At 66.6% G+C, this 26,112-nt stretch carries 26 protein-coding genes; 20 read left to right on the top strand and 6 right to left on the bottom strand.

Features of this window, described 5'->3' with window-relative positions; all coding sequences use genetic code 11:
* The first annotated feature begins 236 nt into the window (after positions 1-236).
* On the top strand, positions 237-2,048 hold the full coding sequence (locus STE01S_RS18710) for a diguanylate cyclase (RefSeq protein WP_062770670.1): 1,812 nt from the start codon (positions 237-239) through the stop codon (positions 2,046-2,048).
* Between the two features lie 39 nt (positions 2,049-2,087).
* On the opposite strand, the gene STE01S_RS18705 is transcribed toward STE01S_RS18710, so the two are convergent.
* From STE01S_RS18705 to STE01S_RS18685, 5 genes are all read right to left on the bottom strand, one after another.
* Positions 2,088-2,714, bottom strand: coding sequence for an SCO family protein (locus tag STE01S_RS18705; protein WP_062770667.1), 627 nt, complete (start codon positions 2,712-2,714; stop codon positions 2,088-2,090).
* Positions 2,701-3,186: a copper chaperone PCu(A)C gene (locus STE01S_RS18700; RefSeq protein ID WP_062770664.1), complete on the bottom strand. Its 486-nt coding sequence runs from the start codon at positions 3,184-3,186 to the stop codon at positions 2,701-2,703. The genes STE01S_RS18705 and STE01S_RS18700 overlap by 14 nt, the downstream gene beginning before the upstream one ends.
* Positions 3,187-3,356: 170 nt before the next feature.
* A complete protein-coding gene (locus tag STE01S_RS18695; RefSeq protein WP_162928350.1) occupies positions 3,357-3,860 on the bottom strand; it encodes a DUF2244 domain-containing protein in 504 nt (167 codons plus the stop codon).
* Positions 3,861-3,937: 77 nt separating this feature from the next.
* On the bottom strand, positions 3,938-4,348 hold the full coding sequence (locus STE01S_RS18690; RefSeq protein WP_062770658.1) for a DUF2946 family protein: 411 nt from the start codon (positions 4,346-4,348) through the stop codon (positions 3,938-3,940).
* A 79-nt stretch (positions 4,349-4,427) separates the two neighbouring features.
* Positions 4,428-5,756: an MFS transporter gene (locus tag STE01S_RS18685; protein ID WP_062770655.1), complete on the bottom strand. Its 1,329-nt coding sequence runs from the start codon at positions 5,754-5,756 to the stop codon at positions 4,428-4,430.
* Between the two features lie 188 nt (positions 5,757-5,944).
* Between STE01S_RS18685 and cyoA the strand changes: the two genes are divergently transcribed.
* The 13 genes from cyoA to STE01S_RS18620 all read left to right on the top strand — a co-directional run bounded on the left by cyoA (position 5,945) and on the right by STE01S_RS18620 (position 17,976).
* Positions 5,945-7,129: a ubiquinol oxidase subunit II gene (cyoA, locus tag STE01S_RS18680; RefSeq protein WP_062770652.1), complete on the top strand. Its 1,185-nt coding sequence runs from the start codon at positions 5,945-5,947 to the stop codon at positions 7,127-7,129.
* A gap of 20 nt (positions 7,130-7,149) precedes the next feature.
* Complete coding sequence (gene cyoB / locus STE01S_RS18675; RefSeq protein WP_062770650.1) at positions 7,150-9,159, top strand: cytochrome o ubiquinol oxidase subunit I; 2,010 nt, start codon at positions 7,150-7,152, stop codon at positions 9,157-9,159.
* 3 nt (positions 9,160-9,162) lie between these two features.
* Positions 9,163-9,792 (top strand): cytochrome o ubiquinol oxidase subunit III, encoded by a 630-nt coding sequence (gene cyoC / locus STE01S_RS18670; protein WP_058812603.1) that lies wholly within the window; start codon positions 9,163-9,165, stop codon positions 9,790-9,792.
* On the top strand, positions 9,789-10,169 hold the full coding sequence (cyoD, locus tag STE01S_RS18665) for a cytochrome o ubiquinol oxidase subunit IV (protein WP_062770647.1): 381 nt from the start codon (positions 9,789-9,791) through the stop codon (positions 10,167-10,169). Before cyoC ends, cyoD begins: the two co-directional genes overlap by 4 nt.
* Positions 10,166-10,891, top strand: a complete 726-nt coding sequence (locus tag STE01S_RS18660) for an SURF1 family protein (RefSeq protein WP_062770644.1) — start codon at positions 10,166-10,168, stop codon at positions 10,889-10,891. Before cyoD ends, STE01S_RS18660 begins: the two co-directional genes overlap by 4 nt.
* Positions 10,888-12,195, top strand: a complete 1,308-nt coding sequence (locus STE01S_RS18655) for an ATP-binding protein (RefSeq protein WP_062770641.1) — start codon at positions 10,888-10,890, stop codon at positions 12,193-12,195. Before STE01S_RS18660 ends, STE01S_RS18655 begins: the two co-directional genes overlap by 4 nt.
* Positions 12,192-12,722: a response regulator transcription factor gene (locus tag STE01S_RS18650; protein ID WP_062770638.1), complete on the top strand. Its 531-nt coding sequence runs from the start codon at positions 12,192-12,194 to the stop codon at positions 12,720-12,722. Before STE01S_RS18655 ends, STE01S_RS18650 begins: the two co-directional genes overlap by 4 nt.
* Positions 12,723-12,838: 116 nt before the next feature.
* Positions 12,839-13,390, top strand: coding sequence for a thermostable hemolysin (locus tag STE01S_RS18645; RefSeq protein WP_062770635.1), 552 nt, complete (start codon positions 12,839-12,841; stop codon positions 13,388-13,390).
* 1 nt (position 13,391) lies between these two features.
* Positions 13,392-15,446: an AMP-binding protein gene (locus tag STE01S_RS18640; protein ID WP_120694234.1), complete on the top strand. Its 2,055-nt coding sequence runs from the start codon at positions 13,392-13,394 to the stop codon at positions 15,444-15,446.
* Positions 15,433-16,188 carry an SDR family NAD(P)-dependent oxidoreductase gene (locus STE01S_RS18635; protein ID WP_062770631.1) on the top strand — a complete coding sequence of 252 codons (756 nt, stop codon included), beginning with the start codon at positions 15,433-15,435 and terminating at the stop codon, positions 16,186-16,188. Before STE01S_RS18640 ends, STE01S_RS18635 begins: the two co-directional genes overlap by 14 nt.
* A gap of 22 nt (positions 16,189-16,210) precedes the next feature.
* Positions 16,211-16,855, top strand: a complete 645-nt coding sequence (locus STE01S_RS18630; RefSeq protein WP_120694233.1) for a tetratricopeptide repeat protein — start codon at positions 16,211-16,213, stop codon at positions 16,853-16,855.
* A gap of 1 nt (position 16,856) precedes the next feature.
* The gene (locus tag STE01S_RS18625; RefSeq protein WP_255266024.1) at positions 16,857-17,477 is read left to right on the top strand and encodes a class I SAM-dependent methyltransferase; all 621 of its coding nucleotides are present in this window, start codon (positions 16,857-16,859) and stop codon (positions 17,475-17,477) included.
* A gap of 46 nt (positions 17,478-17,523) precedes the next feature.
* Complete coding sequence (locus STE01S_RS18620; protein ID WP_062770628.1) at positions 17,524-17,976, top strand: potassium channel family protein; 453 nt, start codon at positions 17,524-17,526, stop codon at positions 17,974-17,976.
* 4 nt (positions 17,977-17,980) lie between these two features.
* On the opposite strand, the gene STE01S_RS18615 is transcribed toward STE01S_RS18620, so the two are convergent.
* Positions 17,981-18,889, bottom strand: coding sequence for a hydroxymethylglutaryl-CoA lyase (locus tag STE01S_RS18615; RefSeq protein WP_062770625.1), 909 nt, complete (start codon positions 18,887-18,889; stop codon positions 17,981-17,983).
* A gap of 137 nt (positions 18,890-19,026) precedes the next feature.
* Here STE01S_RS18615 and STE01S_RS18610 point away from each other — a divergent pair, with 137 nt between their 5' ends.
* From STE01S_RS18610 to STE01S_RS18585, 6 genes are all read left to right on the top strand, one after another.
* Positions 19,027-20,193: a CaiB/BaiF CoA transferase family protein gene (locus STE01S_RS18610; protein WP_062770678.1), complete on the top strand. Its 1,167-nt coding sequence runs from the start codon at positions 19,027-19,029 to the stop codon at positions 20,191-20,193.
* A 355-nt stretch (positions 20,194-20,548) separates the two neighbouring features.
* Positions 20,549-22,702 (top strand): prolyl oligopeptidase family serine peptidase, encoded by a 2,154-nt coding sequence (locus STE01S_RS18605; RefSeq protein ID WP_255266023.1) that lies wholly within the window; start codon positions 20,549-20,551, stop codon positions 22,700-22,702.
* On the top strand, positions 22,699-23,247 hold the full coding sequence (locus tag STE01S_RS18600; RefSeq protein WP_255266022.1) for a GAF domain-containing protein: 549 nt from the start codon (positions 22,699-22,701) through the stop codon (positions 23,245-23,247). Before STE01S_RS18605 ends, STE01S_RS18600 begins: the two co-directional genes overlap by 4 nt.
* Positions 23,248-23,373: 126 nt before the next feature.
* Positions 23,374-24,216 (top strand): glycine zipper domain-containing protein, encoded by an 843-nt coding sequence (locus STE01S_RS18595; RefSeq protein WP_062770622.1) that lies wholly within the window; start codon positions 23,374-23,376, stop codon positions 24,214-24,216.
* A gap of 175 nt (positions 24,217-24,391) precedes the next feature.
* Complete coding sequence (locus STE01S_RS18590; protein WP_062770619.1) at positions 24,392-24,943, top strand: hypothetical protein; 552 nt, start codon at positions 24,392-24,394, stop codon at positions 24,941-24,943.
* Positions 24,944-25,143: 200 nt separating this feature from the next.
* A complete protein-coding gene (locus tag STE01S_RS18585; protein WP_062770616.1) occupies positions 25,144-25,692 on the top strand; it encodes a hypothetical protein in 549 nt (182 codons plus the stop codon).
* The last annotated feature ends 420 nt before the right edge of the window (positions 25,693-26,112 follow it).

Below are 26,112 nucleotides of genomic sequence, written 5' to 3'. Positions count from 1 at the left end.
CCCCCACGATCGCAATGCTGCCGCTGAACTTCTGCGTCCGCAGCATCACCGCAACCTGCGCGCCACCGTGGCCACCGCCAACTATCAACACGTCGAAGTTCATGGTCCGCCCATCTCCCGGATCGCCGCTCGCGCTGCGCGCCCCGTGACACGCACGGCGCGCCTGTGCAAGCGCGGGCTCACCCGATCATCGCATTAACATTTCACAATGGAAGCGATCCTATTAGGGGGGCAGCATGCGTTTGGCGACAATCACCAACTGGGCCTATGCCGCGACGGTCGTGCTGACGATCGCGTCGAGCACGACGATGCTGCTGGCCTCGAACGCGACCGACCGCGAACGGGCGGCGGTCGAGCAGCGATACCGGCTCGATCAGGCGACCGCGACGCTGGAGGAGGATGTTTTCCTGCTCAGCGACCGGGCGCGACAATATGTGAACACCGGCGATCCGACCTATCTTGTCGGCTATCGTTCCGAAGAGGCGGCGCTCAAATCGGTCGAGGAGCGCATTTCGCATGTCGGCGACGCCGGCGCATCGACCGGCGAGATCGAAGCGCTGGCCGATGCGGTGCGGCTGGCCGATCTGCTCCATGACGAACAGCGTGCGGCGGTCGCCGCGCACGAAGGCGGCGACGAAGCGAAAGCGCGGCAATTGCTGTTCGGTGCCGAATATGAACGCCAGCTCGACCGCGCCGAACTCGAACTCAAACGCTTCCGCGACCGGCTCGATGCGCGGGTCCAGTCGCAGGTCAATTCCGCGACCGAAGTGGCGCGGCTGTGGAAGGGCATTTCGGAGATCACGCTGGCGCTGACCGCGTTGCTGGTGCTGTGCGTGCTGTATTTCGTCTTCAAGCAGCGCGTGCTGCACCCGGTCGTCAAGCTGAGCGACGTCGTCAACCGGTTGGCGGCGCAGGACTTCGCCGCCGAGCCGCCCGCCTTCGACCAGGTCGACGAGATCGGTGACATGGCGCAGGCGATCCGCATCTTCCGCGAAAACGGGCTGGAACGGCAAAGGCTGGAAAGCGAACGCGACGCCGATCGCGCGATGCGAGACCTGTTGTCACGGATGACACAGCGGCTGCAGGGTTGTGACACGATGGACGACCTGAAAGACGTCGTGCGACGCTTTGTCCCCGAAATAACGCCGGGGCTTGCCGGGCGCCTTTATCTGCTCGACCGCCAGCGCAACATGGTGGTCGAGGCGTGCGGGTGGCAGAACCCCGGCCATTCGCGCGCCGAATTTTCGGCGCTCGCCTGCTGGGCGCTGCGCCGCGGACTGCCGCACCGTCCCGCGGGCGACAATGTCGATGTGCCGTGCGACCATGTCGACCGCAGCGATGCCGCGGCGCCCGTCGACACGCTGTGCCTGCCGCTCACCGCGCAGCGCGAGACGCTGGGCCTCCTTTATTTCGAAGCGCCGGCGGGTAACCCCGGCGCGCTGTCCGGTCCCGAAATCTATCTCGACATGCTGGCGGAGAATATCGGGCTGGCGATCGCCAATCTGCAATTGCGCGAAACGCTGCGCGAAATGGCGCTCGCCGACCCGCTGACCGGTCTGTCGAACCGTCGCCAGCTCGACCAGCTGCTCGGTATCCAGATCGCGCAAGCCGAACGGCTGGGGCAGGATCTGGGCTGCCTGATGATCGACGTCGATCATTTCAAGCGTTTCAACGACGTCCACGGCCACGACGCGGGCGACATGGTTCTGCGCGAAGTCGGCAAGGTTCTGGCGGGCGTGACGCGCGATGCGGGCCTCGCCTTTCGCTATGGCGGCGAGGAGTTCATGCTGCTGCTCCCCGGCCTGTCGGTCGAGGGCGCGACCGAGCGCGCCGAGGAAATCCGTACCCGCGTCGCCGCACTGGCGCTGGGATCGGAGGCCGGGAACATGGGGCCGGTAACGGTGTCGATCGGCCTTGCGATCACCCCGCTGCACTGCCCGCCCGACCGGCTGGTCCGCACCGCCGACGCCGCCTTGCTGCGTGCCAAGGCGATGGGCCGCGACCGGGTCGAGGTGGCGCAGCAGCGCGATTCCTTCGCCGCGGTCTGACGGGCCGCGCCGCGAGGACGCGGCCCGCCGAACCCAAGATCAGGCAATGATGCGCTTCAGCTTTTCGAGCGCCGTCTTGTCATTCTCGTGATAGTCGATGGTGGTGACGAAGTGGCCGTCCTTGTCCATCAGATAGATGGCGGCGGTGTGATCGACCGTATAGTCGCCGCCCTCGATCGGCACCTTGCGGACATAGACGCCATATTCCTTCTGGATTTGGGCAAGCTGGGCATCGGTTCCGGTCGCCCCGATGATCGGCGTCTTGAACAGCGCGACATAGCTGCCGATGTCGGCGGGCCGATCGTGCTGCGGATCGACCGAGACGAAGACGATGTCGAACTTCATCCCGTCGGGACCGAGCTGCTCGCGGAGCTGCGCCATGCGCGCGAGGCTGGTCGGGCAGACGTCGGGGCAGCGGGTGAAACCGAAGAAGATCGCGAAGGGCCGGCCCTTCAGCGTCCGGTCGGTGAGCGTCGAGCCATCGGCCGCGGTGAGCGTGAAGGGGCCGCCGATCGCGGCGCCGGCGGAGGCGGCCGGCGCGCTCTTGCTGCCGTCTCCGCCACCAACCGCCAATATGACGCCGAAGACCGCGGCGACGGCGACGAGCACCCACAGGATGCGACGAACGACGACCATCGGCGGGGTGCCGCCCTCAATGTCCGCCATGACCGCCCTCCATCGGTGCGGTCGATGCGATCGGTTGCACCTTGAAGCGCACGGCGACCTTCCCCTGCCGCGCGAAGGCCAGCGTCGCGGGGATCATGTCGCCCTGCTTGAATGGCTTTTTGAGGCCCATGAACATGATGTGATAGCCGCCGGGCTTGAGTTCGAGCGTGCCACCCGCCGGGATGGCGAGGCCGCCGGTGACCTGGCGCATCCGCATCACCCCGTCCTCGACCTTCATCATGTGGATCTGGACGTCGGCGGCGGCGGGCGAAGTCGCCGAGAGGAGCCGGTCTTCGGTCTTGCCCTTGTTCGTTATGGTCAGAAAGCCCCCGCCGGCCTTTTGCCCCGGCGCGGTTTCGCGCGACCATGGGTGGCCGATGGCGAGCGCGCCGGCGGCGACGCCGTGCGCGAGCAGCGGCGGCGCGGCGACCAGCGCCGTTGCCGCCAACATGATGCGGATTGAAGATTTCATCGAACGATCTCCTGTTGAAAAACTATTGTCTGCGCGGGATGCGCGGCGGCCCAGTTTTGAGCGGCTGCCGATCCGACCTGCATCAGCAGGCACAGACCGACAGCCGCCCAGCAGCGGCGGCGAAACCGGCGCAATACGGCAATGCGGCGAGGCGGAGATGGGGCCATGTCCTACCTCATGTGGTTGCTTGCCGCGAGCGCACGGGCGAGGATCGGGGCGATCTCGCGCCGCTCGTCGAGGTTCAGGCAATGCCCGACCTCGAAGCGCTGCATTCGGTGGTGGAAGACGAGCCGGCAGTCGGTCGGTCCGCGCCGCTCCAGCTCGAAGCGAAGCCAATAGGACGGCAGGTCGATGGCCGCCCTGCTGCGCCCGCGCCAGAGGAACCGGCCATCCGACAGTTCGAGCCATTCCTCGGGCGGCGGATTGCGCTGGTGCCATTCGAGCGCCAGCACCAGCGCCGCCATGGTCGATAGCGCAAACAGCGGCACGAGCCAGCGCCCCTGCAGCGCGGGCAGGATCGCCATCGCCATGAACAGCAGGATCAGAACGGTAAAGGTCTCGCGCCCGTGCTGCGTCAGGCGCGACCGGTTCTCGCGCATGCGCAGGCGGATGCCATCGGGCGCATCGAACGCGGACGCTTCATCGTCCGCATGCCGCCCGTCGGGGCGGCGCATAATTTCGTACATGGACAATCTCCGGCAGGACCGCGCGATCAAGGCGCGCGGCTGTCCGACACAGCGGGTTCAGCGTGTCAGGCGTGCGCCGGAGGGCCGCGCAGCGGCGGGCGGAGACGGGAAAGACGGCGCAGCGGCGGCACCGGAAGCGGCGCGAAACCGAGCGCGAATAGAAACGCGATCGCCGCAAGCAAAAGCGCCGGATCGGCGGCGACGACGGCGCCATGCGCGAGCACGGTAAAGGCGCATTCGCCCTTGCCGCCATGCTTGGCGGGCACATCTTCCCCGCCCTTTTCGAAGGGAATCACGATCTGCTGCGCGAGCGGCTGACCGCCGGGGTCGGAACACAGGACGACGTCTATCGTCCGCGATGCGTCATGGCCGGGCATATAGCCCGCGGGAACCAGCGCCTTCGACAGCAACGCCAGCGCGACCAGCCACATGGCCAGCCCCCGATGGCGTGCAATCCAGGCGCGTACCCCCGTCATTGGTCCCCTTTACGCCGGCGCGCGGTCCCTGTCACCGGCCGCGCGCGCCGCGGCGGCCGGACAAATTGTCTCAGGCCGATCAGCCGATGGTGCGCGCCAGTTCGCGGTTCAGCCACAGGGCGACAAGCGTGCCGACCGCGCCCGACAACAGATAGCCGCCCGCGGCGATCAGGCCGAAGCTGCTCGACAGCCAGAGCGCGACCATCGGCGCGAAGCCCGCGCCGAACAGCCAGGCAAGGTCGGAGGTGAAGGCCGATCCGGTGTAGCGGTGCCGCGGAAGGAATTCGGACGAGAGCGCGCCCGACGACTGGCCGAACGACAGGCCGAGCAGCGCGAAGCCCAGAATCATGAACACCGCCTCGCCCGCTTCGCCCGCGCCGAGGAGTTGCGGCGCGAAGCCGCTGAACGCGGCGATGGCGGCGGCGGTCGCGCCAAGCACGGTGCGGCGGCCGAAGCTGTCGGCGAGCCGGCCCGACGCGATGATCGCGAGCACGCCGACGAACGCCGCCACCGCTTCAATCATCAGGAAGCGCGCCGGTGTTTCCTCGGTAAACAGGAACACCCACGACAGCGGGAAAACCGTGACCATGTGGAAGAGCGCAAAGCTGGCGAGCGGCGCGAAGGCGCCGGTCAGGATGACTTTCCATTCCGACCGCACCGTTTCGGTGAGCGGCGCGGGTTCGAGCGACTTGTCCTCGAACAACGCGGCATATTCGGGCGTGACGACGATGCGCAGCCGGGCGAAGAGCGCGACGACATTGATCGCGAAGGCGACGAAGAAGGGATAGCGCCAGCCCCAGTCGAGGAAATCCTGCGCGGGCAGCGCCGAGATGAGGAACATGAAGAGCAGGCTGGCGACGATCAGGCCGAGCGGCGCGCCGAGCTGCGGGATCATCGCATACCAGCCCCGCTTGCCCGCGGGCGCATTGATCGCGAGCAGCGAGGCAAGCCCATCCCACGACCCGCCGAGCGCCACGCCCTGGCCCATGCGGAACAGCGCGAGGAGCAGCGCGGCGCCTATACCGATCGATTCATAGCCGGGCAGGAAGGCGATCGCCGCGGTCGATCCGCCGAGCAGGAACAGCGCGGTCGTCAGCTTTGCGCCGCGGCCATAGGCGCGGTCGATCGCGGTGAAGATCACCGTGCCGACGGGACGCGCGACGAAGGCGAGCGCGAAGATCGCGAAGGACCAGAGCGTCCCCTGCAGCGGATCGAGCTGCGGAAAAATCAGCTTCGGGAACACGAGCACCGATGCGATCGCATAGACGAAGAAGTCGAAAAATTCCGACGTGCGCCCGATGACCACGCCGATGGCGATCTCTCCCGGCGCGATCGGATGGCCGTCGTCGTGAAGCGCGCGGGCGTCCCGTTCGGCCTGGGTGGTGGTGGGCGCGGTATCGGCAGACATGGGTAGGCGGTCCTGCATCGGGCGCCGCCGCCGGCATGCGCGGCGGGCATGCACGGAGGGATGGCGCGATTCGGGTTATAGGGCGCGGCGCCCCTTCATGAAAATGCCCCTGCGTCATTGATCGCGATCAAGGGATTGGACAAAATGTCCTATGTGCGGTGCAGCAAAGCGGGCCTAGGCGCGCCGCCATGCCAGAAAAGCTCTCCCGTCCGTCCACCCGATTCCGGTTGTTGCCGCTGCTCGCGGCGTTTCCGCTGCTCGCCGGTTGCAACATGGTCGTGCTCGATCCTGCAGGCGACGTCGCGCAGCAGCAGGGCAATCTGATCCTGGTTTCGACCGTGCTGATGCTGCTCATTATCGTGCCGGTGATGGCGCTGACGATCTTTTTCGCCTGGCGCTATCGCGCCGCGAACAAGGACGCGACCTACAAGCCCGACTGGGACCATTCGACTCAGCTTGAGCTGGTGATCTGGGCCGCGCCGCTGCTCATCATCATCTGCCTGGGCGCGGTGACCTGGGTCGCGACCCATTTGCTCGACCCCTATCGCCCGCTGGCGCGCACCGCGCCGGGCCAGCCGGTCGCGGCGGCGACGCAGCCGATCGACGTGCAGGTCGTCGCGCTCGACTGGAAATGGCTGTTCATTTACCCCGAACAGGGCATTGCTACGGTAAACGAGCTGGCGCTGCCCGCGCATCATCCGGTGCGGTTCCGCATTTCGGCATCGTCGGTGATGAACAGCTTTTACATCCCCGCGCTCGCCGGCCAGATCTATGCGATGCCGGGCATGGAGACGAAGCTGCACGGCGTCTTCAACCAGACCGGCGATTTCACGGGCTTTTCGGCCAATTATTCGGGCGCCGGCTTTTCGAACATGCGCTTCGCGGTAAAGAGCCTCGACGAGGCTGGTTTCGCCGCCTGGGTCGCCGCCACAAAGGCCGAGGGCAAGACGCTCGACCGCAACGCCTATCTGGCGCTCGAAAAGCCCAGCGAAAGGGCGCCGGTTCAGCGCTTTGCGGCGGTCGAACCGCAGCTTTTCGACGCCGTGGTCAACATGTGCGTCGAACCCGGCAAGATGTGCATGCACGACATGATGTCGATCGACGCCGCGGGCGGTGCCGGCATTGCGGGCATCCACAATGTCCGCAGCCTTGCCTATGACAAGTTCGCCGCGCGCGGCTCCGAGCCCGGATATTGGGGCAAGCGCTATGTCGCCGCGCTGTGCAGTTCGCCGCTGATGGCGAAGGCCGAAACCCCCGACGCCGCGCCGGCGAGCCAGGCGCCGCTGACCGGTGCCGGCCTGCCCAGCCCCGGCAAGCGCGCCGCGCCCGCGCAGACCGCGCTCAACGCCGCCTCGCCCCGCCCGCTTTCCTGATTTTTGTCGCCGAGATCGCCATGACCCCGCACCCCGCCCCCGAAACCGGCCCCTTCCTCGGCCGCCTGTCGCTCGACGCGATTCCGATCCACGAACCGATCCTGATCTTCACTTTCGCCGCGGTGGTGATCGGCGGGATCGCAGTGCTCGGCCTGATCACCAAATATCGCCTCTGGGGCTATTTGTGGAAGGAGTGGTTCACCACGGTCGATCATAAGCGCATCGGGATCATGTACATGATCCTGGGGCTGATCATGTTCCTGCGCGGCTTTGCCGACGCGATCATGATGCGGCTGCAGCAGGCGATGGCGTTCGGCGGGTCCGAAGGCTATCTGAACGCGCACCATTATGACCAGATCTTCACCGCGCACGGGGTGATCATGATCTTCTTCGTGGCGATGCCCTTCATCACCGGCCTGATGAACTATATCGTCCCGCTGCAGATCGGCGCGCGCGACGTCAGCTTTCCTTTCCTCAACAATTTCAGCTTCTGGATGACGACCGCGGGCGCCGTGCTCGTCATGATCTCGCTGTTCGTCGGCGAATTCGCGCAGACGGGCTGGCTGGCCTATCCGCCGCTGTCCGGCATCGCCTACAGCCCCAATGTCGGCGTCGATTATTATATCTGGGCGCTGCAGATCGCGGGGGTCGGCACGACGCTGTCGGGGATCAACCTGATCGTCACCATCCTGAAGCTGCGCGCGCCCGGTATGGGCCTGATGAAGATGCCCGTCTTCACCTGGACCAGCCTGTGCGCGAACATCCTGATCGTCGCGTCCTTCCCCGTGTTGACCGCGGTGCTCGCGCTGCTGACGCTCGACCGCTATCTCGGCACCAATTTTTTCACCAACGACTTCGGCGGATCGCCGATGATGTATGTGAACCTGATCTGGATCTGGGGGCATCCCGAAGTCTATATCCTGATCCTGCCGCTGTTCGGCGTATTCAGCGAAGTGACCTCGACCTTTTCGGGCAAGAAGCTCTTCGGCTATACCTCGATGGTCTATGCAACGATCGTCATCACGATCCTGAGCTACCTCGTCTGGCTGCACCATTTCTTCACCATGGGATCGGGCGCGAGCGTCAACAGCTTCTTCGGGATCACGACGATGGTGATCTCCATCCCGACGGGCGCCAAGCTCTTCAACTGGCTGTTCACCATGTACCGCGGCCGCATCCGCTTCGACCTGCCGATGATGTGGACGGTGGCCTTCATGCTGACCTTCGTGGTCGGTGGGATGACCGGCGTGCTGCTCGCGGTGCCGCCCGCCGACTTCGTGTTGCACAACTCGCTGTTCCTGATCGCGCATTTCCACAATGTCATCATCGGCGGCGTGCTGTTCGGCCTGTTCGCGGCGATCAACTATTGGTGGCCCAAGGCCTTCGGCTTCAAGCTTAACGTCTTCTGGGGCAAGATCAGCTTCTGGTGCTGGGTCGTCGGCTTCTGGCTTGCCTTCATGCCGCTCTATATCCTCGGCCTGATGGGCGTGACCCGCCGGATGCGCGTGTTCGACGATCCCAGCCTGCAAATCTGGTTCGTGATCGCCGCCATCGGCGCCGCCGTCATCGCAGTGGGGATCGCCGCCATGCTCGTCCAGTTTGCGGTCAGCATCTGGAAGCGCGACGAGCTGCGCGACGAAAGCGGCGATCCGTGGGGCGGCCGCACGCTCGAATGGGCCACCAGTTCGCCGCCGCCCGACTATAATTTCGCTTTCACGCCGGTGATCCACTCGCTCGACGCATGGCACGACATGAAGACGCGCGGCGCCGAGCGCCCGGTCGGCGGCTTCCGCGACATCCATATGCCGAGCAACACCGGCGCCGGGATCATCCTTGCGGGGATCAGCCTGGTGATGGGTTTCGCGCTCGTCTGGCATATCTGGTGGCTCGCCGCCCTGGGCTTCGTCGGCCTGGTCGGCGGTGCGATCGCCCACACCTTCAACTATAAGCGCGACTTCCATATCCCCGCCGCGACAGTGGCCGAGGTCGAGGATGCGCGCACCCGCCAGCTTGCGGCGGCCGGAGCCTGATCGATGAGCAGCACCACCCTCCCCGCCGCGGGCGAAGCGCCCGCCTTCTACGAACTCGACGAGCATCCCCATCCCGAAGGGCACAGCACGATGCTGGGCTTCTGGATCTATCTGATGAGCGACTGCCTCATCTTCGCGATCCTGTTCGCCTGCTATGCGGTGCTCGGCGGCAATTATGCCGCGGGACCGGCGCCCAAGGATCTGTTCGACCTGAAACTGATCGCGCTCAACACCGCGATGCTGCTCTTTTCGTCGATCACCTATGGCTTCGCCGTGCTCCAGATGCAGCAGGGCAAGGTGAAGGGAACCCAGCTCTGGCTGGCGATCACCGGCCTGTTCGGCCTCGCCTTCCTGAGCATCGAGCTTTACGAGTTCCACCATCTGATCGAACTTGGCGCGACGCCGCAGCGCAGCGCCTTTCTGTCGGCCTTCTTCACGCTGGTCGGCACCCACGGCCTGCACGTGACCTTCGGCATCATCTGGCTGGTGACCCTGATGATCCAGCTCGGCAAGCATGGGCTGATCGCCGCGAACAAGCGCCGCGTGATGTGCCTGTCGATGTTCTGGCACTTCCTCGACGTTGTGTGGATCGGCGTCTTCACGATCGTCTATCTGATGGGAATGCTGCGATGAGCGCGAACCACGACAACCACGCCGCCGACCACGCGCATCACGAGATCGAGATGCCGCACGCGTCGATGCGCGATTATGCGATCGGCTTCGTCCTGTCGGTGATCCTGACCGCCATCCCCTTCTGGATGGTGATGACGATGCCGCTGTCGGCCGGTGTGACCGCGGCGATCATCATGGGCTTCGCGGTGGTTCAGATCGTCGTCCACATGGTGTATTTCCTGCACATGACGCCGAAGGCGGAGGGCGGCTGGTCGATGACCTCGCTGCTGTTCACGATCATCGTCGTCGTGATCATGCTGGCGGGGTCGCTATGGGTGATGCACCACCTCAACACCAATATGATGCCGATGCCGCACGACATGAGCCAATTGCCGTGACCCGGCCGCGCCGCGCGGCCTTTGCCGCGGCGGCGCTGGTCGTGGCGGCGCTGCTCGCGGCGCTCGGCGTCTGGCAGCTCGAACGGCGCGAATGGAAGCATGCGCTGGTCGCGGCGGTCGATGCGCGTATCCACGCCGCCCCGGTTGCCGCGCCGCCGCCGGCCGCATGGCGCGGCATCGACGCGGCGCACGACGCCTATCGCCGCGTCACCGCGACCGGCCGCTTCCGTCACGACCGCGAAACGCTGGTTCAGGCGGTCACCGATCGCGGCGCCGGCTATTGGGTGATGACGCCGCTCGAAACGCCCGGCTTCACGCTGCTCGTCAATCGCGGCTTCGTGCCGCGCGAGCGCCGCGATCCGGCAACGCGCGCCGCGGGCAATACCGCCGGACCGACGACGGTGACCGGGCTGCTGCGCGTGACCGAGCCCGGCGGCGGCTTCCTGCGCGCGAATGATCCCGCCGCGAACCGCTGGTATTCGCGCGACGTCGCCGCGATCGCGGCGGCGCGCGGTCTCGGCCGCACCGCGCCCTATTTCGTCGATGCCGACGCGGCGCCGAACCCCGGCGGCCTGCCCGTCGGCGGGCTGACCGTCGTCAAATTCCCCGACAATCACCTGGTCTATGCGCTGACCTGGTTCGCGCTGATGCTGCTCGCACTGTTTTTTGCCTGGCGGCTGTGGCGTCCGAGCGCCGATGCGTCCAATATGCCGGACGAATGAGCGAAGCCACGGCCCCACCGATCGCGCTTCCGGCGGCCGACGCCGGCCAGCGGAACATGTCGCTGCTGATCCAGCTACGCTGGATCGCGGTCGGCGGCCAGCTCGCGACGATCGAGGTCGTCAACGGGCTGATGGGCATCAAGCTGCCGCTTGCGCCGCTGCTCGGCGCGATCATCGTCCTCATCGCGATCAATCTCGCCAGTCTTGCGCGGCTACGCGGCGGCCATTCGGTCGCCAACCGCGAGCTGACGGCGGTGCTGCTGTTCGATGTCGCGGCGCTGGGGTGGCAACTCCACCATAGCGGCGGCCTCACCAACCCCTTCGCCTCGCTGTTTCTGCTTCAGGTGGTGATGGGCGCGATCCTGCTCACGCCGCGTTCGTCTTGGGCCGTGGTGGCGGGCGCGATCGTTGCGATGGTCGCGCTGCGCATCGATCCGACGCCGCTCGTCCTGCCGCAACCCTATGCCGCCGATCCGCTGGCGCTCTATCTCAAGGGCAGCCTCGTCTGCTTCCTGTTGATCGCGGTGCTGCTCGTCGCCTTCGTCACGCGGATGAGCCGTAACCTGCGCGAGCGCGATGCGGCGCTGGCCACCGCCAGCCAGCGCGCGGCGGAGGAGGATCATATCGTCCGCATGGGCCTGCTCGCCTCGGGCGCCGCGCACGAACTCGGGACGCCGCTGTCGACGCTTTCGGTGCTGATCGGCGACTGGCGCGCGGCACCGCGGCTGGCGGACGACACCGAATTGCAGGAGGATCTGGCCGATATGGACGCGGCGGTCGGTCGCTGCAAATCGATCGTCAGCGGCATCCTGATGTCGGCGGGCGAAGCGCGCGGCATCGCACCGCAAGTGACGACCGCGCGCCGCTTCGTCACCGACATCGTCGACGACTGGCGGGCCGGGCGCCTGCCGGGAACGCTCGATTTCAGCGACCGGATCGGTCCCGATGTCGAGATCGTGTCGGATACCGCGCTGCGTCAGGTGATCGACAATGTCATCGACAACGCAGCCGAAGTCTCGCCCGACTGGATCGGCCTCACCGCGCTGCGCGACGGCGAGATGCTGGTGATCGAGATTGCCGACCGCGGCCCCGGATTCGATCCGGAAATGCTGGAGACGATCGGCCAACCCTATCGGTCGACCAAGGGCCGCCCCGGCGGCGGGCTCGGCCTGTTCCTGCTGGTCAATGTCGTGCGCAAGCTGGGCGGGCTGGTGAGCGCGGACAACCGCGATGCGGGGGGTGCGGTGGTGCGGATCACGCTGCCGATCGCGGCGATCGCGCGGGGCGAAGGGAGACGGGGATGACCGAACGGCGCCTGCTGATCGTCGAAGACGACGAAGCCTTTGCGCGGACGTTGAAGCGATCGTTCGAACGGCGCGGCTATGATGTGCGGGTGGCGCATGGGCCCGAGGGGCTGGATGAACTGCTGGCCGAATTCCATCCCGATTTTGCGGTGGTCGACCTGAAGCTCGGCGCCGCATCGGGTTTAGGCTGCGTCCAGACGCTGAGCGCCTTTGACCCGGCGATGCGCATCGTCGTGCTGACAGGCTTTGCCAGCATCGCCACCGCGGTAGAGGCGATCAAGCTCGGCGCCTCCTATTATCTCGCCAAGCCGTCGAACACCGACGATATCGAAGCCGCCTTCGGCCGCGCCGAGGGCAATGTCGAGGCGCCGCTCGACGGACGGCAATCGTCGATCAAGACCGTCGAATGGGAGCATATCCATCAGACGCTGGTCGAAACCGGGTTCAATATTTCCGAAGCCGCCCGCCGCCTCGGCATGCACCGCCGCACGCTGGCGCGAAAGCTGGAAAAGCGGCAGGTTCGCTGAATTTAGCGCCCGCCGGTTCGCCGCCGTTTCGGGGCGCCTCACCGGAAAATTTTCGCATCCCTTTGCGGGGTGCGTGTCATCGCGGCGTCTCATCCCTGTAACATAGGGAGATTGGCATGACGCCAGGCGACGAATTCGGAATGATCCGCCAACGGTATCGCGACTGCTTCGCTGCCGAACTGTCCCCCGGCTTTTCCGACTATATTCATCGTCCTGGTAGCGACGGATCGACCGCCGCGCTCGGCTATGCGCGCGCCGCCGATGCGCCGCTATTTCTGGAAGCCTATCTCGATGCGCCCGTCGAAGACCTGGCCGCAATCGCACTGGGCAGACCCGTTGCGCGCCGCCAGATCGTCGAGATCGGCAATCTGGCAGCCGTCAATCCGCTGGCGATGATCGCGCTTTGGGGCGCCGCGGCAAACGATCTTGCCGCGCTGGGCGATGTCGCGGTCGCGACGCTGACCGCCCCCCTGCGCGCCATGTTTCGCCGCATCGGCATCCCGATCGCCGCCATCGCCCCTGCCCGCGGCGAGCGGCTCGGATCGGCGGCATCGGCGTGGGGACGCTATTACGATCAGGATCCGCGGGTCTGCGCCGGCATCATCGCCGACGGGCAAGCCGCCATCAACTGCTTCCTCGAACGCCGCGCCGCGCGGCAGGCGGCCTGACATGACCATATTCGACATTCTGACCGCCCAGGCCGCCACGCGCCCCGACGCCGTTGCCATCGACGCGCTTGACGGCCAGCCGCTGTCCTATGCCGCGCTGCGCGATCGCGTCACGGCGCGTATCGCCGACCTCGCGCCGCGACTGCAACCGGGCGTCCCGGTCGCGTTGCAGCGGGACCATGGCCGCGAAAGCGCCGAACTGGAACTCGCGCTGCTCGCGGCCGCCATTCCGGTGCTGTCGCTTCCCGGCTTCTTCACCGCCGACCAGTCGCGCCACGCCACCGGCTTGTGCGGGGCCGCACCCGATCCGACGATCCGTTCCGTCGGGTCGGGCAAGCCCCGCCAGTCCGCGCCCGTCCCCCTCCCCGGTGGGACGGCGCGGATCAGCTTCACCTCGGGGTCGACTGGCACGCCCAAGGGCATCTGCCTTTCGGCCGACCATATGCTCACCGTCGCCCACGCGATCGTCACCGCGGTCGGGGCAGAGCACGCCGGACGGCATCTCGCGCTGTTGCCGCCGGGCATCCTGCTGGAAACCGTAGCGGGCTTTTTCCCGACGCTGATCGCGGGCGGCACCTATGTCTGTCCGCCGCAGGCAGAGGTCGGGATGGCCGACCCCTTTCGCCCCGATTTCGCCACGGCGGTCCGCTTGATCGCCGAACAGCGCATCACCTCGCTGATCCTGGTTCCCGAATATCTCGACGGCATCGTTCGCGTCATGGAGGCGGCGGATATCCGCCTGCCGCTGCTGACGCTGGTCGCGGTCGGCGGTGCGCGCACCCCTGTCCCCTTGGTGGAGCGCGCCCGCCGGCTCGGCCTGCCCGTCCGGCAAGGCTATGGCCTGACCGAATGCGCATCGGTCGTGTCTCTGCAGGACGCGGGCGATGACGATCCGACGTCGGTCGGCCGACCGCTTTCCCATATGCAGGCGCGTGTCGCCGACGATGGCGAGATCGTGCTCGAGGGTCCGATCTGCCTCGGCGCGGTCGGCGGCGCTGCGCCGCACGCGCCGCTCCACACCGGCGACATCGGCACGATCGATGCCGCGGGACGGCTGCACATCGACGGGCGGAAATCGAACCTGATCATCACCAGTTTCGGCCGCAATATCTCGCCCGAATGGGTCGAGGCTGCCCTCACCCAGCAACCGGCGATCGCGCAGGCAATGGTGTGGGGCGACGGCCGACCGGCGCCCGAAGCGCTGATCGTGCCGGCCCATGCCGACGCCGATCTGGATGCCGCGGTCGCAGCTGCCAATGCCCTGCTGCCGGCCTATGCCCGAGTCGGTGGCTGGCGCGAAGCCGCGCACTTCACACCGATGAACGGACAGCTCACCGGCAACGGCCGCCTGCGCCGCGCTGCGATTGCCGCGGCCTATCTGGACGGCACGCCCGACTTCTTCACCGAACTCGAGGCACAAACGGTGCGCGAGCGCCTGCGCTTCCTGACCATTCCGCAATTGCAGGCGGGACTGACCGGCACGATCACGCGCGACGTGTACCTCGCTTATCTGGCGCAGGCCTATCACCATGTCAGCCACACCGTCCCGCTGATGCAGGCGGCGCGCGCGCGGCTCGGTGGGCGCCCCGCGATCGTGGCCGCGCTCGACGATTATATCGCCGAGGAAACCGGCCACGAGGAATGGATATTGTCCGACATCGCGGTAGCGGGCGGCGACGCCGCGGCGGTGCGCGCCAGCGCGCCCGCGCCCGCGACAGCGGCGATGGTCGATCACGCCTATCGCCGGATCGCGACGGGCAATGCCATGGCCTTTTTCGGCATGGTCTATGTCCTTGAAAGCGTCAGTGTCGCGCTGGCGACGCGCGGCGCTTCGGCGGTCGCGAAGAATCTGGGACTGCCGCCGCAGGCCTTCACCTATCTGACCTCGCACGGGGCGCTCGATCAAGATCATATGGCCTTTTTCGCGGAGCTGGTGAACGGACTCGACGACCCCGCCGACCGCGCGGCGATCCTGGGCATGGCGCGCGAGATGTTCGCGCTGTTCGGCGGGGTTTTCGCGGGCATCGAAATGGAACCGGCGCGTGCGGCGGCTTGACGGACAGCGTGTCGCCATCACCGGCGCCGCGGGCGGCCTCGGCGCCCCCGTCGCCATTCTGCTTGCGCAGGCGGGCGCCCATACGATCGGTATCGACCGCAGCGAAAGCGCGGCATGCCACGACAGCATCGTCACCGACCTTTCCGACGACGATGCGCTCGCAGAGCTCGCCGAACGGCTGACGGGCGACACCCCCGACATATTGGTCAACATCGCCGGGGTCATGCGATTCGGCCTGCACGAAAGCCAGCCCGTCGAGGCGCTGGCGCTGTGTTACCGGATCAATCTGCTCGTTCCCGCGGTGCTCGCCCGGGCAGTCGCGGCGCCCATGCGGCGGCGCGGGAGCGGGCAGATTGTCAATATCGGATCGGTGCTGGGAGCCATCCCCTACCCCTGGTTCGCCGCCTATTCGAGCAGCAAGGCGGGACTCGCCGCGTTCAGCCAAGGATTGCGGCGCGAACTGGGCGGCAGCGGAGTCAGCGTGACGCACGCCAATCCGCGCGCCGCGCGCACCGCCTTCAACAATGCCGAGGTCAACCGCTTCCTCGAAATTACCGGAATGAAGGCCGATGCCCCCGAATGGGTCGCGCAGCGGATCGTCGCCGCGATCCTTGCCCGGCGCCCGACGCTCAGCATCGGCGCGATGGAGCGGGTCTATGCCGCGCTCAATGCCATTTCGCCGCGCCTGATCGACACCGGCCTCGCGCCGCAGATCCGGCGCGCCCGCGCAGAATTTTCGTGAAGCACGACAAAGGAGTAGCCCGATGAAATTGCAGATGACGCGCGCCGCGGCGGTCGCGGCGATGGTGCTCGCGGCCGTGCCGGCCGTGGTGATGGCCGGTGCCGCCGAAGATGTGAAGTCGATCAACGACGGCTGGGCGCACATCGTATACGAGGTGCACGGATCGAGCACCCAGACCAAGGCACTCGACGCGCTTGCCAAGCAGGCCGCCGTGCTGGTCGCCCGCTATCCCGGCCGCGCCGAACCTTTACTGTGGCAGGGCATCGTCACCAGCGAGCAGGCGAACCGCGCCAACATCTTTCACAAGCTGGGCCTTGCGACGCGCGCGCGCGACATCATCGCCCGCGCCTATGCGCTCGATCCGCATGCCGCCAAGGGCGGCGCGGCAATGAGCCTGGGCGTCCTCTATTACAAGGTGCCGGGATCGCCGATCGGCTTCGGCGACACCGACAAGGCGCGCAAGCTGCTGAAGGAAGCGCTCGCGCAGGATCCGGGCGGGCTCGACGCCAATTATTTCTACGGCGACTTCCTGCTCGATCAGGGCGACAAGGCTGGCGCCCGCGCCTTTCTGCAAAAGGCTTTGCGCGCGCCGCACGACGGCACGCGGCCCGTGTGGGATGCCGGTCGCCGCCGCGAGGTGCAGGCGCTGCTCGCCAAGGCGCGCTGACTTGGCGGCCAGCATGGCCGCCGCCTTCGCGGGACAGCTCGCGCGCCCGCGCGGCATCGCAGGGCGGCTGCTCGGCCGGGCAATGGATCTGGCGAACCGCCGGCCGACGCGGCTCGCGATCGACCTGCTGGCGCCGCGTGCGGGCGAATGCGTCATCGACATCGGGTGCGGGACCGGCGCCGCGCTTGCGGCGATGCGGCGCCGCGCCGACGTGGACGCTGCGGGGATCGACCCGTCGCCCGTCATGGCCGCCATGGCCGCGAGCCGGCTAGGGGTGGGCGCCGATATACGCTGCGCCGAGCTTGCCGCGATGCCCTTTCCGCCGGCCTCGTTCGACGCCGCGCTACTGCTTAACATGCTTTATTTCTGCGATCCCGACGGCCGCGACCTTGCGCCTCTCCACCGGATATTGCGCCCCGGCGGCCGCGCGGTCGCCTATGTCACCCACCGCGACACGATGCGCGACTGGTCGTTTACGCGCGTCGGCTTGCACCAGCTTTATGACGAGGCAGCGCTGGAGCGCATCTTCACGCGCGCGGGCTTTGCTCAGGATCGCATCACGATCGCGCGCGTCTCAATCACCCGCTCGATTACGGGCTTGCTCGCGCAGGCCGTGCGCTAGGATCAAAGCCGCTTGCGTGCCGACGGCAATCTGGGTGAATAGGCGCATGACGCTTGTCCATCAGCTCATGCTCGCCACGCTAGTCGTCGGGACGACGGTCATCGTGCACCTTGTCGGGTTGGCGATCCTGCTCGCGGTCCTGCGTCGCTATCGCCGTGCCGAGCGCCGCGTCTTGATCGTTCTGCTGAACGGTGCCGCGATCCTGGTCGCCGCTTTCGGTCTGTTCGCACTGCACTCGGTCGAGATATGGATATGGGCGGGGGTGTTCCAGTGGCTCGGCGCCTTCGCAGACTTTGAACACGCACTCTATTTCTCAACCTCGACCTATGTGACGATCGGATATGGCGACATCGTCCTGCCGCCCGGTCTACGCATCCTGGGCGCGATCGAGGGGGCGAGCGGCATCATCCTGATCGGCTGGTCGACCGCCTTCTTCTTCTCGATCGTCGATCGCATGAAATTGCTCGAACGCCATTTCGACGCCGACCATCCCCGCTGAACGCTCAGGACGCCGGAAAGGCGGGCGCCTTGCTGACCATCGCGGGCAGCGGACGCCCCATCACTTCGGTAAACCATGCCGCCGCATCAACGACGTCGGCGAGCGCGAGGCCGGTCGCAATGCCGCTGCGTTCGAGCATATAAACGACATCCTCGGTCGCCACATTGCCCGCCGCACCCGGCGCGAAGGGACAGCCGCCGAGCCCGCCGAGCGACGCATCGACGATCGTCGCCCCCGCGGCGACCGCCGCCCAGACATTGGCAAGCCCCGCCCCGCGTGTGTTGTGAAAATGCACGCGCACCGGCAGCGGCCCGACCGCTTCGCGCACGCGCGCGACCGTTTCGGCGACCTGCGCCGGCACCGCGACGCCGATAGTGTCGGCGAGCGCGACCTCGCGCGGCTGCGCATCGGTGGCGCGCTTCACCATGTCGATAACGCGCGCCATAGGCACCTCGCCCGCGAAGGGGCAACCAAAGGCGGTCGCGATGGTGATCTGTGCGCTGCGTCCGGCGGCATGGGCAAGCTCGACGATCTCGATCGCCGCCGCGAGCGATTCGTCGGAGCTTTGCGCCTGATTGCGGATGCCGAAAGCGTCGCTGGTGACGCAGACCGCGCCCAGCTCGTCGATCCGCCCCGTCGCCAGCGCGCGCTCGGCGCCGCGCCGGTTCAACACCAGCCCGATATAGGTCACATCATCGCGATCGGGCAGCATCGCGACCAGCTGCTCGGCATCGGCAAGCTGCGGAACGCGGCTGGGATTGACGAAGCTCGTCACCTCGATCCGCCGCGCGCCAAAGGCGATGGCGCGGCGGACAAGCTCGGCCTTGTCAGCCGTCGAAACGACCGCCTTTTCATTCTGCAGCCCGTCGCGCGGTCCGACTTCGACCATTTCGATGCGGGTTTTGCTGGCCATTTTCGCGCCTCGGTTCAAATGCTGTTCAAGCGGGGTTGAAAATTACATAGTATTCTAAGTATAAAGAGTCCATGGGCTGCGTTCGATGGGTCGCCAGCAAGGGCGACATAGAGGATCGGGGCCGCGAAAGGAACGACATGACAGACAGCAACAGCGGCGGGGGAGCGCTGGACGGCCTTCGGGTGGTCGAAATGGGCCAATTGATCGCGGGCCCGTTCTGCGGCCAGCTTCTCGGCGACATGGGCGCCGAAATCGTCAAGCTGGAGCCGCCCGAAACCGGCGACCAGATGCGCCATTGGGGCCAGGGCGACCGCCCGAGCTGGTGGCGCGTCATCGCGCGCAACAAATATTCGGTCGCCGTCGACCTGCGCAGTGCGGAAGGGCAACAGCTCGCCCGCGACCTCATTGCCAAAGCCGACATATTGATCGAGAATTTTCGCCCCGGCACGCTCGAAAAATGGAACCTCGACCCCGCAGAGCTGCGCAAGACCAATCCGGGCCTGATCGTCGTGCGCGTATCGGGCTATGGCCAGACCGGCCCCTATTCGGCGCGCGCCGGATTCGGCGGCATCGGCGAAGCGATGGGCGGCTGGCGCGGGATCGTCGGCTATCCCGACCTGCCGCCGGCACGCATGGGCGTGTCGATCGGCGACACGCTGGCCGCGACCTATGGCTGCCTCGGCGCGCTCGCGGCGCTCCATCACCGCAGCAAGACCGGCGAGGGCCAGATCGTCGATTCGGCACTTTACGAGGCGGTGTTGCAGGTGATGGAATCGACCGTCGCCGATTATTCGGCGAGCGGCACCAAGCGGCGGCGCACCGGATCGACCCTGCCGGGCATCGCGCCGTCGAACGTCTATCCCTGCAAGGACGGCGAATATCTGATCGGCGCCAATCAGGATGCGGTCTTCGCGCGGCTTGCCGCGGCGATGGGCCGCCCCGAACTTGCGAGCGATGAGCGCTATGCGACCCACCGCGCGCGCGGTGCGCGGCAGGAGGAACTCGACGCGCTGATCGGCGAATGGACCCGCACGATGACGATCGCCGAACTGGAGGCGAAGATGATCGAGGCGAGCGTCCCCGCCGGCCGCGTCTATGATGCCGAGGATATGCTCGCCGACCCCCATTTCGCGGCGCGCGAGGCGCTCGTCACCGTTCCCGACGCCGAATTGGGCGAGGTGACGATGCAGGGCGTTTTCCCCAAATTGTCGGACACGCCGGGCAGCGTGCGGCGCCCCGCCCCGCTCACCGTCGGTCAGGACAGCGCCGACGTTCTCGAGCGGTGGCTCGGCCGCCCGGCCTAGGGTCGGAACAAACATCAGAAACGGGCGCGCGAGCGCTTCGACGCCCCAGACACGGGTAGCATAAGTGTTCCCCCGCGAAGGCGGGGGTCCAGTTTCGACACGCAGCGTCGGAGGTCGCGCTGCCGCGCGTCTCTTCGTTGGAACTGGGCCCCCGCCTTCGCGGGGGAACGCATATTCTTTGTCGCAAAGGGATAATGTCGCAAAGGGGTAACCCCCGACGCTGGCCTGCGGCGCGACCGGCCGCGTGCCGAGCTGGCTGGTCGGCGCACGCCCGCGCAAATCCCCTTGCCCGCCCACAAGCGATGCTTACAGTGGCGCGCACGATTATTACCCGAACGATGAGGATCGCCTTGCCATGCCCCGTAGCAAATTTCGCGCGCCGCTCGCGCTGGTCGCCCTGTTCATGACGCCCGCGGCGGCACAGGCGGCGGAAGATGCCGCGGCGGCGGCGTCTGCGCCCGCGCTGGCCTATCCGGCGACCGAGCGCGGCGACACCGTCGATCCGCAATTCGGCGTCGATGTCGCCGACCCCTATCGCTGGCTGGAAGACGATGTTCGCGTCAATCCGAAGGTCGCAGCCTGGGTCGCCGAGCAGAATAAGGTGACCGACGCCTATCTGGCGACGCTGCCCGGCCGCGATGCGTTCAAGGCGCGGATGACCGAGCTTTACAATTACGAACGCTTCGGCCTGCCGCGCAAGGCGGGGTCGCGCTATTTCTACACGCGCAACGACGGGTTGCAGCCGCAATCGGTGCTGACGGTGCGCGAGGGGCTGACCGGCGAAGGCCGCGTGCTGATCGATCCCAACACATGGGCCAAGGACGGCGCGACCGCGCTCGCCGAATGGACGCCGTCGGAAGACGGCAAATATCTGCTCTATTCCGTGCAGGATGGCGGCACTGACTGGCGTATCGTGCGCGTGATGGACGTCGCGACGGGCAAGGATACCGCCGACGAGATCCGCTGGGTCAAATTCTCGTCGCTCGATTGGGCGAAGGACGGCAGCGGCTTTTATTATTCGCGCTTCCCCGAACCCAAGGAAGGCGAGGCCTTTCAGTCGCTCAACGAAAATCACGCGGTCTATTTCCACAAACTCGGTACGCCGCAGAGCACCGACGTGCTGATCCATGCGACGCCCGACCAGCCCGAACTCAATCACGGCGCGCTCGTCACCGATGATGGCCAATATGTCCTCGTCGTTTCGTCCAAAGGCACCGACGAACGCTTCGGCCTGACACTGCATCCGGTGAAGGGCGGCAAGGCGATCACGCTGGTCGACGATTATGCGAACAATTGGGAATATGTGACCAACCAGGGCACGCGCTTCACCTTCCTCACCAACAAGGATGCGCCGCGTCAGCGCCTTGTTTCGCTCGACATCCGCAAGCCCGCGGCGCTCACCCAGATCGTCGGCGAACAGGAGGGGACGCTGGTCGGCGCGTCGCGCGTCGGCGACCGCATCATCCTGTCCTACCTCGGCGATGCCAAGTCGGAGGCCCGGATGGTCGCGCTCGACGGCAAGCCGGTGGCGAACATCAATCTCGGCGAGATCGGCACCGCGAGCGGTTTCGGCGGCAAGCCCGGTGATCCTGAAACCTTTTACGCCTTCTCCAGCTTTGCGCAGCCCACGACCATCTATCGCCCTGATACGGTAAGCGGGAAGAGTGAGGTTTTCGAGGCGCCGAAACTGACCTTCGACCCCAAGGATTTCAGAGTCGAACAGCGTTTCTACACGTCGAAGGACGGTACCGAGGTGCCGATGTTCCTGGTGATGAAAAAGGGGCTCGACCGGTCGAAGGGATCGCCGACTTTGCTCTATGGCTATGGCGGTTTCAACGTGTCGCTGACGCCCGGCTTTTCGCCGACGCGGCTCGCCTGGGCCGACAAGGGCGGGGTCGTCGCGATCGCGAACCTGCGCGGCGGCGGCGAATATGGCAAGGCGTGGCACGACGCCGGCCGGCTTGCCAACAAGCAGAATGTCTTCGACGATTTCATCGCTGCGGGCGAATATCTGATCGCCGAGGGGATCACCGGCAAGGGCGAACTGGCGATCGAGGGCGGGTCGAACGGCGGCCTGCTGGTCGGCGCCGTCACCAACCAGCGCCCCGACCTGTTCGCGGCGGCACTGCCCGCTGTGGGCGTGATGGACATGCTGCGCTTCGATCGCTTCACCGCGGGCCGCTACTGGACCGACGATTATGGCTATCCGTCGAAAGAGGCCGATTTCCGCAATCTGCTGCGCTATTCGCCCTATCATAATATCAAGGGCGGCCAGGCCTATCCGGCGATCCTGGTGACCACCGCGGACACCGACGATCGCGTCGTCCCGGGTCACAGCTTCAAATATACCGCCGAGCTGCAGCACGAGGATATCGGCTCCAGGCCGCACCTGATCCGCATCGAGACGCGCGCCGGCCATGGGTCGGGCAAGCCGACCGACAAGATCATCGCCGAGGCGGCGGACAAATATGCCTTCGCTGCCAAATGGACCGGCCTCGACGTCAAATGATCGCGCGGCGGCGGACGATAGCGTTCGCCGCCGCCCACCAGCCGAAAGCCATCGCCTTGTCCTACGCCCTATCCTTCACCGCCACCGATCCTGCCGCGCTGTGGGCGGAGGCGGCCGACGCCGCCGCCGCTCTCGTCGCAGGTGAGCCCGATGCGATCGCCAATATGGCCAATGTCGCGGCGCTGATCTGGCAGGCTGTTCCCGATCTCAACTGGGCGGGCTTCTACCGCTTCGACGGCACCGAACTGGTGCTCGGCCCGTTTCAGGGCAAGGCGGCGTGCATCCGCATCCCGCTCGACAAGGGGGTGTGCGGCGCCGCGGCGCGGCTGCGCGCGACGCAGCGGGTCGAGGATGTTCACGCCTTTCCCGGCCATATCGCCTGCGATGCGGCCAGCCGCAGCGAACTGGTGGTGCCGATCGTCGCCGAAGGCCGCCTGATCGGCGTGCTCGACCTCGACAGCCCCTCGCCCGCGCGCTTCACCGCCGACGATCAGGCGGGCGCCGAAGCGCTGATCGTCCGCATCGCCGCCGCGCTCGCGGGATAAAGCTGCGTCAAAATGGGACGCGATTCGCACGGTTAACGGATTCGCGGAAAAGCGCCGATTTTGCTAACAGACTGTTAACCAAGCCATTGCCCCCACGGGCGATTCCGCTGGAACAGGGAGTTTAGCATGCGCACCGTTTTGTTGTTGGGGGCTGCCGCCGCATCGTTGCTGCTGGCCGGCCATGCGACCAGCGCCGAGGTCACCAAGACCCAGACCACCGTCGTCACGACCACCGACGAAGCGGCCCCGCAGCTCGACTATGAGGCGCCCTCCGCGCCCGACGTGCGCGTCTACACCGGCTATCCCGACCGGATGCCGAGCGAAGTCGAATATCGCCACATCGACGGCTATCAGTCCGAAGGCCGCTGGACGGGTACGTGGAACGGCACCTACGAAGATCGCGACGGCCGCCGGTACGAGGGTAGCTATGAAGGCAGCGTCGAAGGGCGCACCGGCGCCGACTATCCGCCGCCGCCCTATTATCAAGGTGGTTTCGATCCGCGCGAGGACATGGAAATGGGCCGTCGCTGCGGCCATGGCGGCGCGACGACCGGTGCGGTCGTGGGCGGGATCGTCGGCGGTGTCGTCGGCAACCGCGTCGCCGGTCATGGCGACCGTACCGCCGGCACGCTGATCGGCGGCGGCGTCGGGGCGCTCGCCGGCGCAGCGGTCGGCAGCGAGGCCGACAAGCAGAAGTGCGACGAATGGTGGGCGCGCCGTGGCGGTGCCCATGGCGGCTATTACCCCGGCCATCCCGGCTATCCGGGTGGTTATGCCTATAGCTACGGCTATGGTTATGGCTATTACACGCCGGGCGTCGTCGTCACGACGATCATCAACGGCCCGCCGGTCGTCACCGAACGCGTCGTGACCACGACCAAGACCTATTATGAAAATGTGCCGGTGCGGAAACGCTATGTGGCCAAGCGGAAACCGAAACCCAAAGCCAAGCCGCGCTGCGTCTGCTGACGTGCCCTGAACTGGTCTGGTCGCCAGACTTGGCTTAGTGAGGCCCGCCGATCCGAGGAGCGGCGGGCCTTTCCTTTCGCCGCCCTTTCGCCACGGTTCAGCGGCGCGAAAGCATGGCGCGCCTAGGTAATCGGGCGACGGCGGACGCCCTTGTCCGCGCTCTGGAGTGACTGAAATGCGCAAGATGACCGGCTTCACCGCAGCGGCGGCGGTTCTGGTTACCACGGTCGGGCTCAGCGCGACCCCGGCCGAGGCACGCGGACGCCACGGCGGCTGGCACAATCGCCATGACGACGGGATCGGCGCGGGCGAGATCATCGGCGGCATCCTGATCCTGGGCACGATCGCGGCGGTTGCCAGTGCGGCGAGCAAGCAAAACCGCGAAGCGCGCAACCGCGACTATCGGTACGACCCGCCCTATCGCGACGATCGCGCGCAGGACGCCCCCGATTATCAGCGCCGCGACGATCGCGGTCCGGACGGATATGGCACCGGCGACGCCTATCGCGGCGGCGAGATCGAGCAGCGCGCGGCCGATGCCTGCGGTTGGGCGGCCGAGGGTGAAATGGGCGACAACGCCCGCGTCGAAAGCATCACCGACACGCGGCCCGCGAACGGCGGCGACGGCTGGTACGTCACCGGGAACATATCGCGCCCGGGCGGCGAGCTGCACAGTTTCGGGTGCAGCTATCGCGGCGGGCGCGTGGTCGACGTCAGCATCAACTGACCCCATTGCCATTGGATTATCGCCCCTTCGCCAGCGATGGCGGAGGGCTTTTCTCTGCCCGCCTCCGCCAAGCTGAACCCACGCCGAACCAAGGCTGAACCGCAGATAAGCGCCGGGTTCAGCACCGCGTCACGGCGCCTTCGCTAGCAAGGGGCATCGCAGGCCGCACGGGTGCCGCCTGCTGCATAGGAGACCGAACCATGGCGAAGAAGCCCATGAACTGGACCAAGGCCGCAATCGGTGCGGCCACCGCGGGCGCGATGTTGAGCGCCACCCCTGCGCTTGCGCGTGACCGGTACGATCACCGCGACCGCGACGGGATCGGTGCGGGCGAAATCATCGCCGGCGCCGTCGTCCTCGGCGGCCTCGCCGCGATCCTGTCGGCCGACAACGATCGTTACGATCGCTATGATCGCTACGACCGCAATGATCGTCGCTATCGCGACCGGTATGACGATCCGCGCTACGGCTATGGCTATGATTATGGCCGCTATGGCAACAGCCGCGCAGCGGTCAGCCAGTGCGTCAACGCCGTCGAGCGCGGTACCAGCCGCTATGGCCGTACCGACGTGACGCAGGTCACGAGCATCGACCGCAAGCGCGACGGCTATCGCGTCAAGGGCCGCGTCGTCGTCAACGACGGCTGGCGCGGACGCTGGGGCCGCGGCGGTTCCTATGATCGCGGCAAGTTCAGCTGCGACGTGCGGTATGGCCGCGTCGTCGATGTCGACTATTCGGGTCTGCGGTAACGCGGAGCCCCTTCTCCCGGCCCGCCCGCGCTTCGGCATGCGGCGGGCCGCCTTGCACAAGAGCGTTGCCGGGCGCGGTTAACGCCGCGGTGGGCCGGAGGCGAGCGGTCCGGCCGTCGCCCGGCAGGTTGCCCGAATATTCCCGCGTCAATTCAGATGCTTCGTATCCGAAGCATATCGATGGAGCCTGCACTCGGTCCGTCGCAAAAGCCGCAAAATCTACATGCGCGCTATACGAAAATTTACCTTCTTTCGTTATGCGCGGAGATGGGACCACAATAACCGCCTGACGTGGGTGACAGGCGGCAGAAGCTTATTGGGTCGCCCATGCCGAATTTCGTTAGCGTCCGCGCTCGTGGTGTAATTTCCGGTGTAGGCGATGGTGTATTCCGGGGTGGGGCATGCCCCACCCCGGAATGC

Origin of the sequence: Sphingopyxis terrae subsp. terrae NBRC 15098 (genome assembly GCF_001598815.1) — a bacterium.
Classification (GTDB): Bacteria; Pseudomonadota; Alphaproteobacteria; order Sphingomonadales; family Sphingomonadaceae; genus Sphingopyxis; species Sphingopyxis terrae.
The sequence above is the reverse complement of the archived record's forward strand: the minus strand, read 5'-3'. Positions and strand labels throughout refer to the sequence as shown.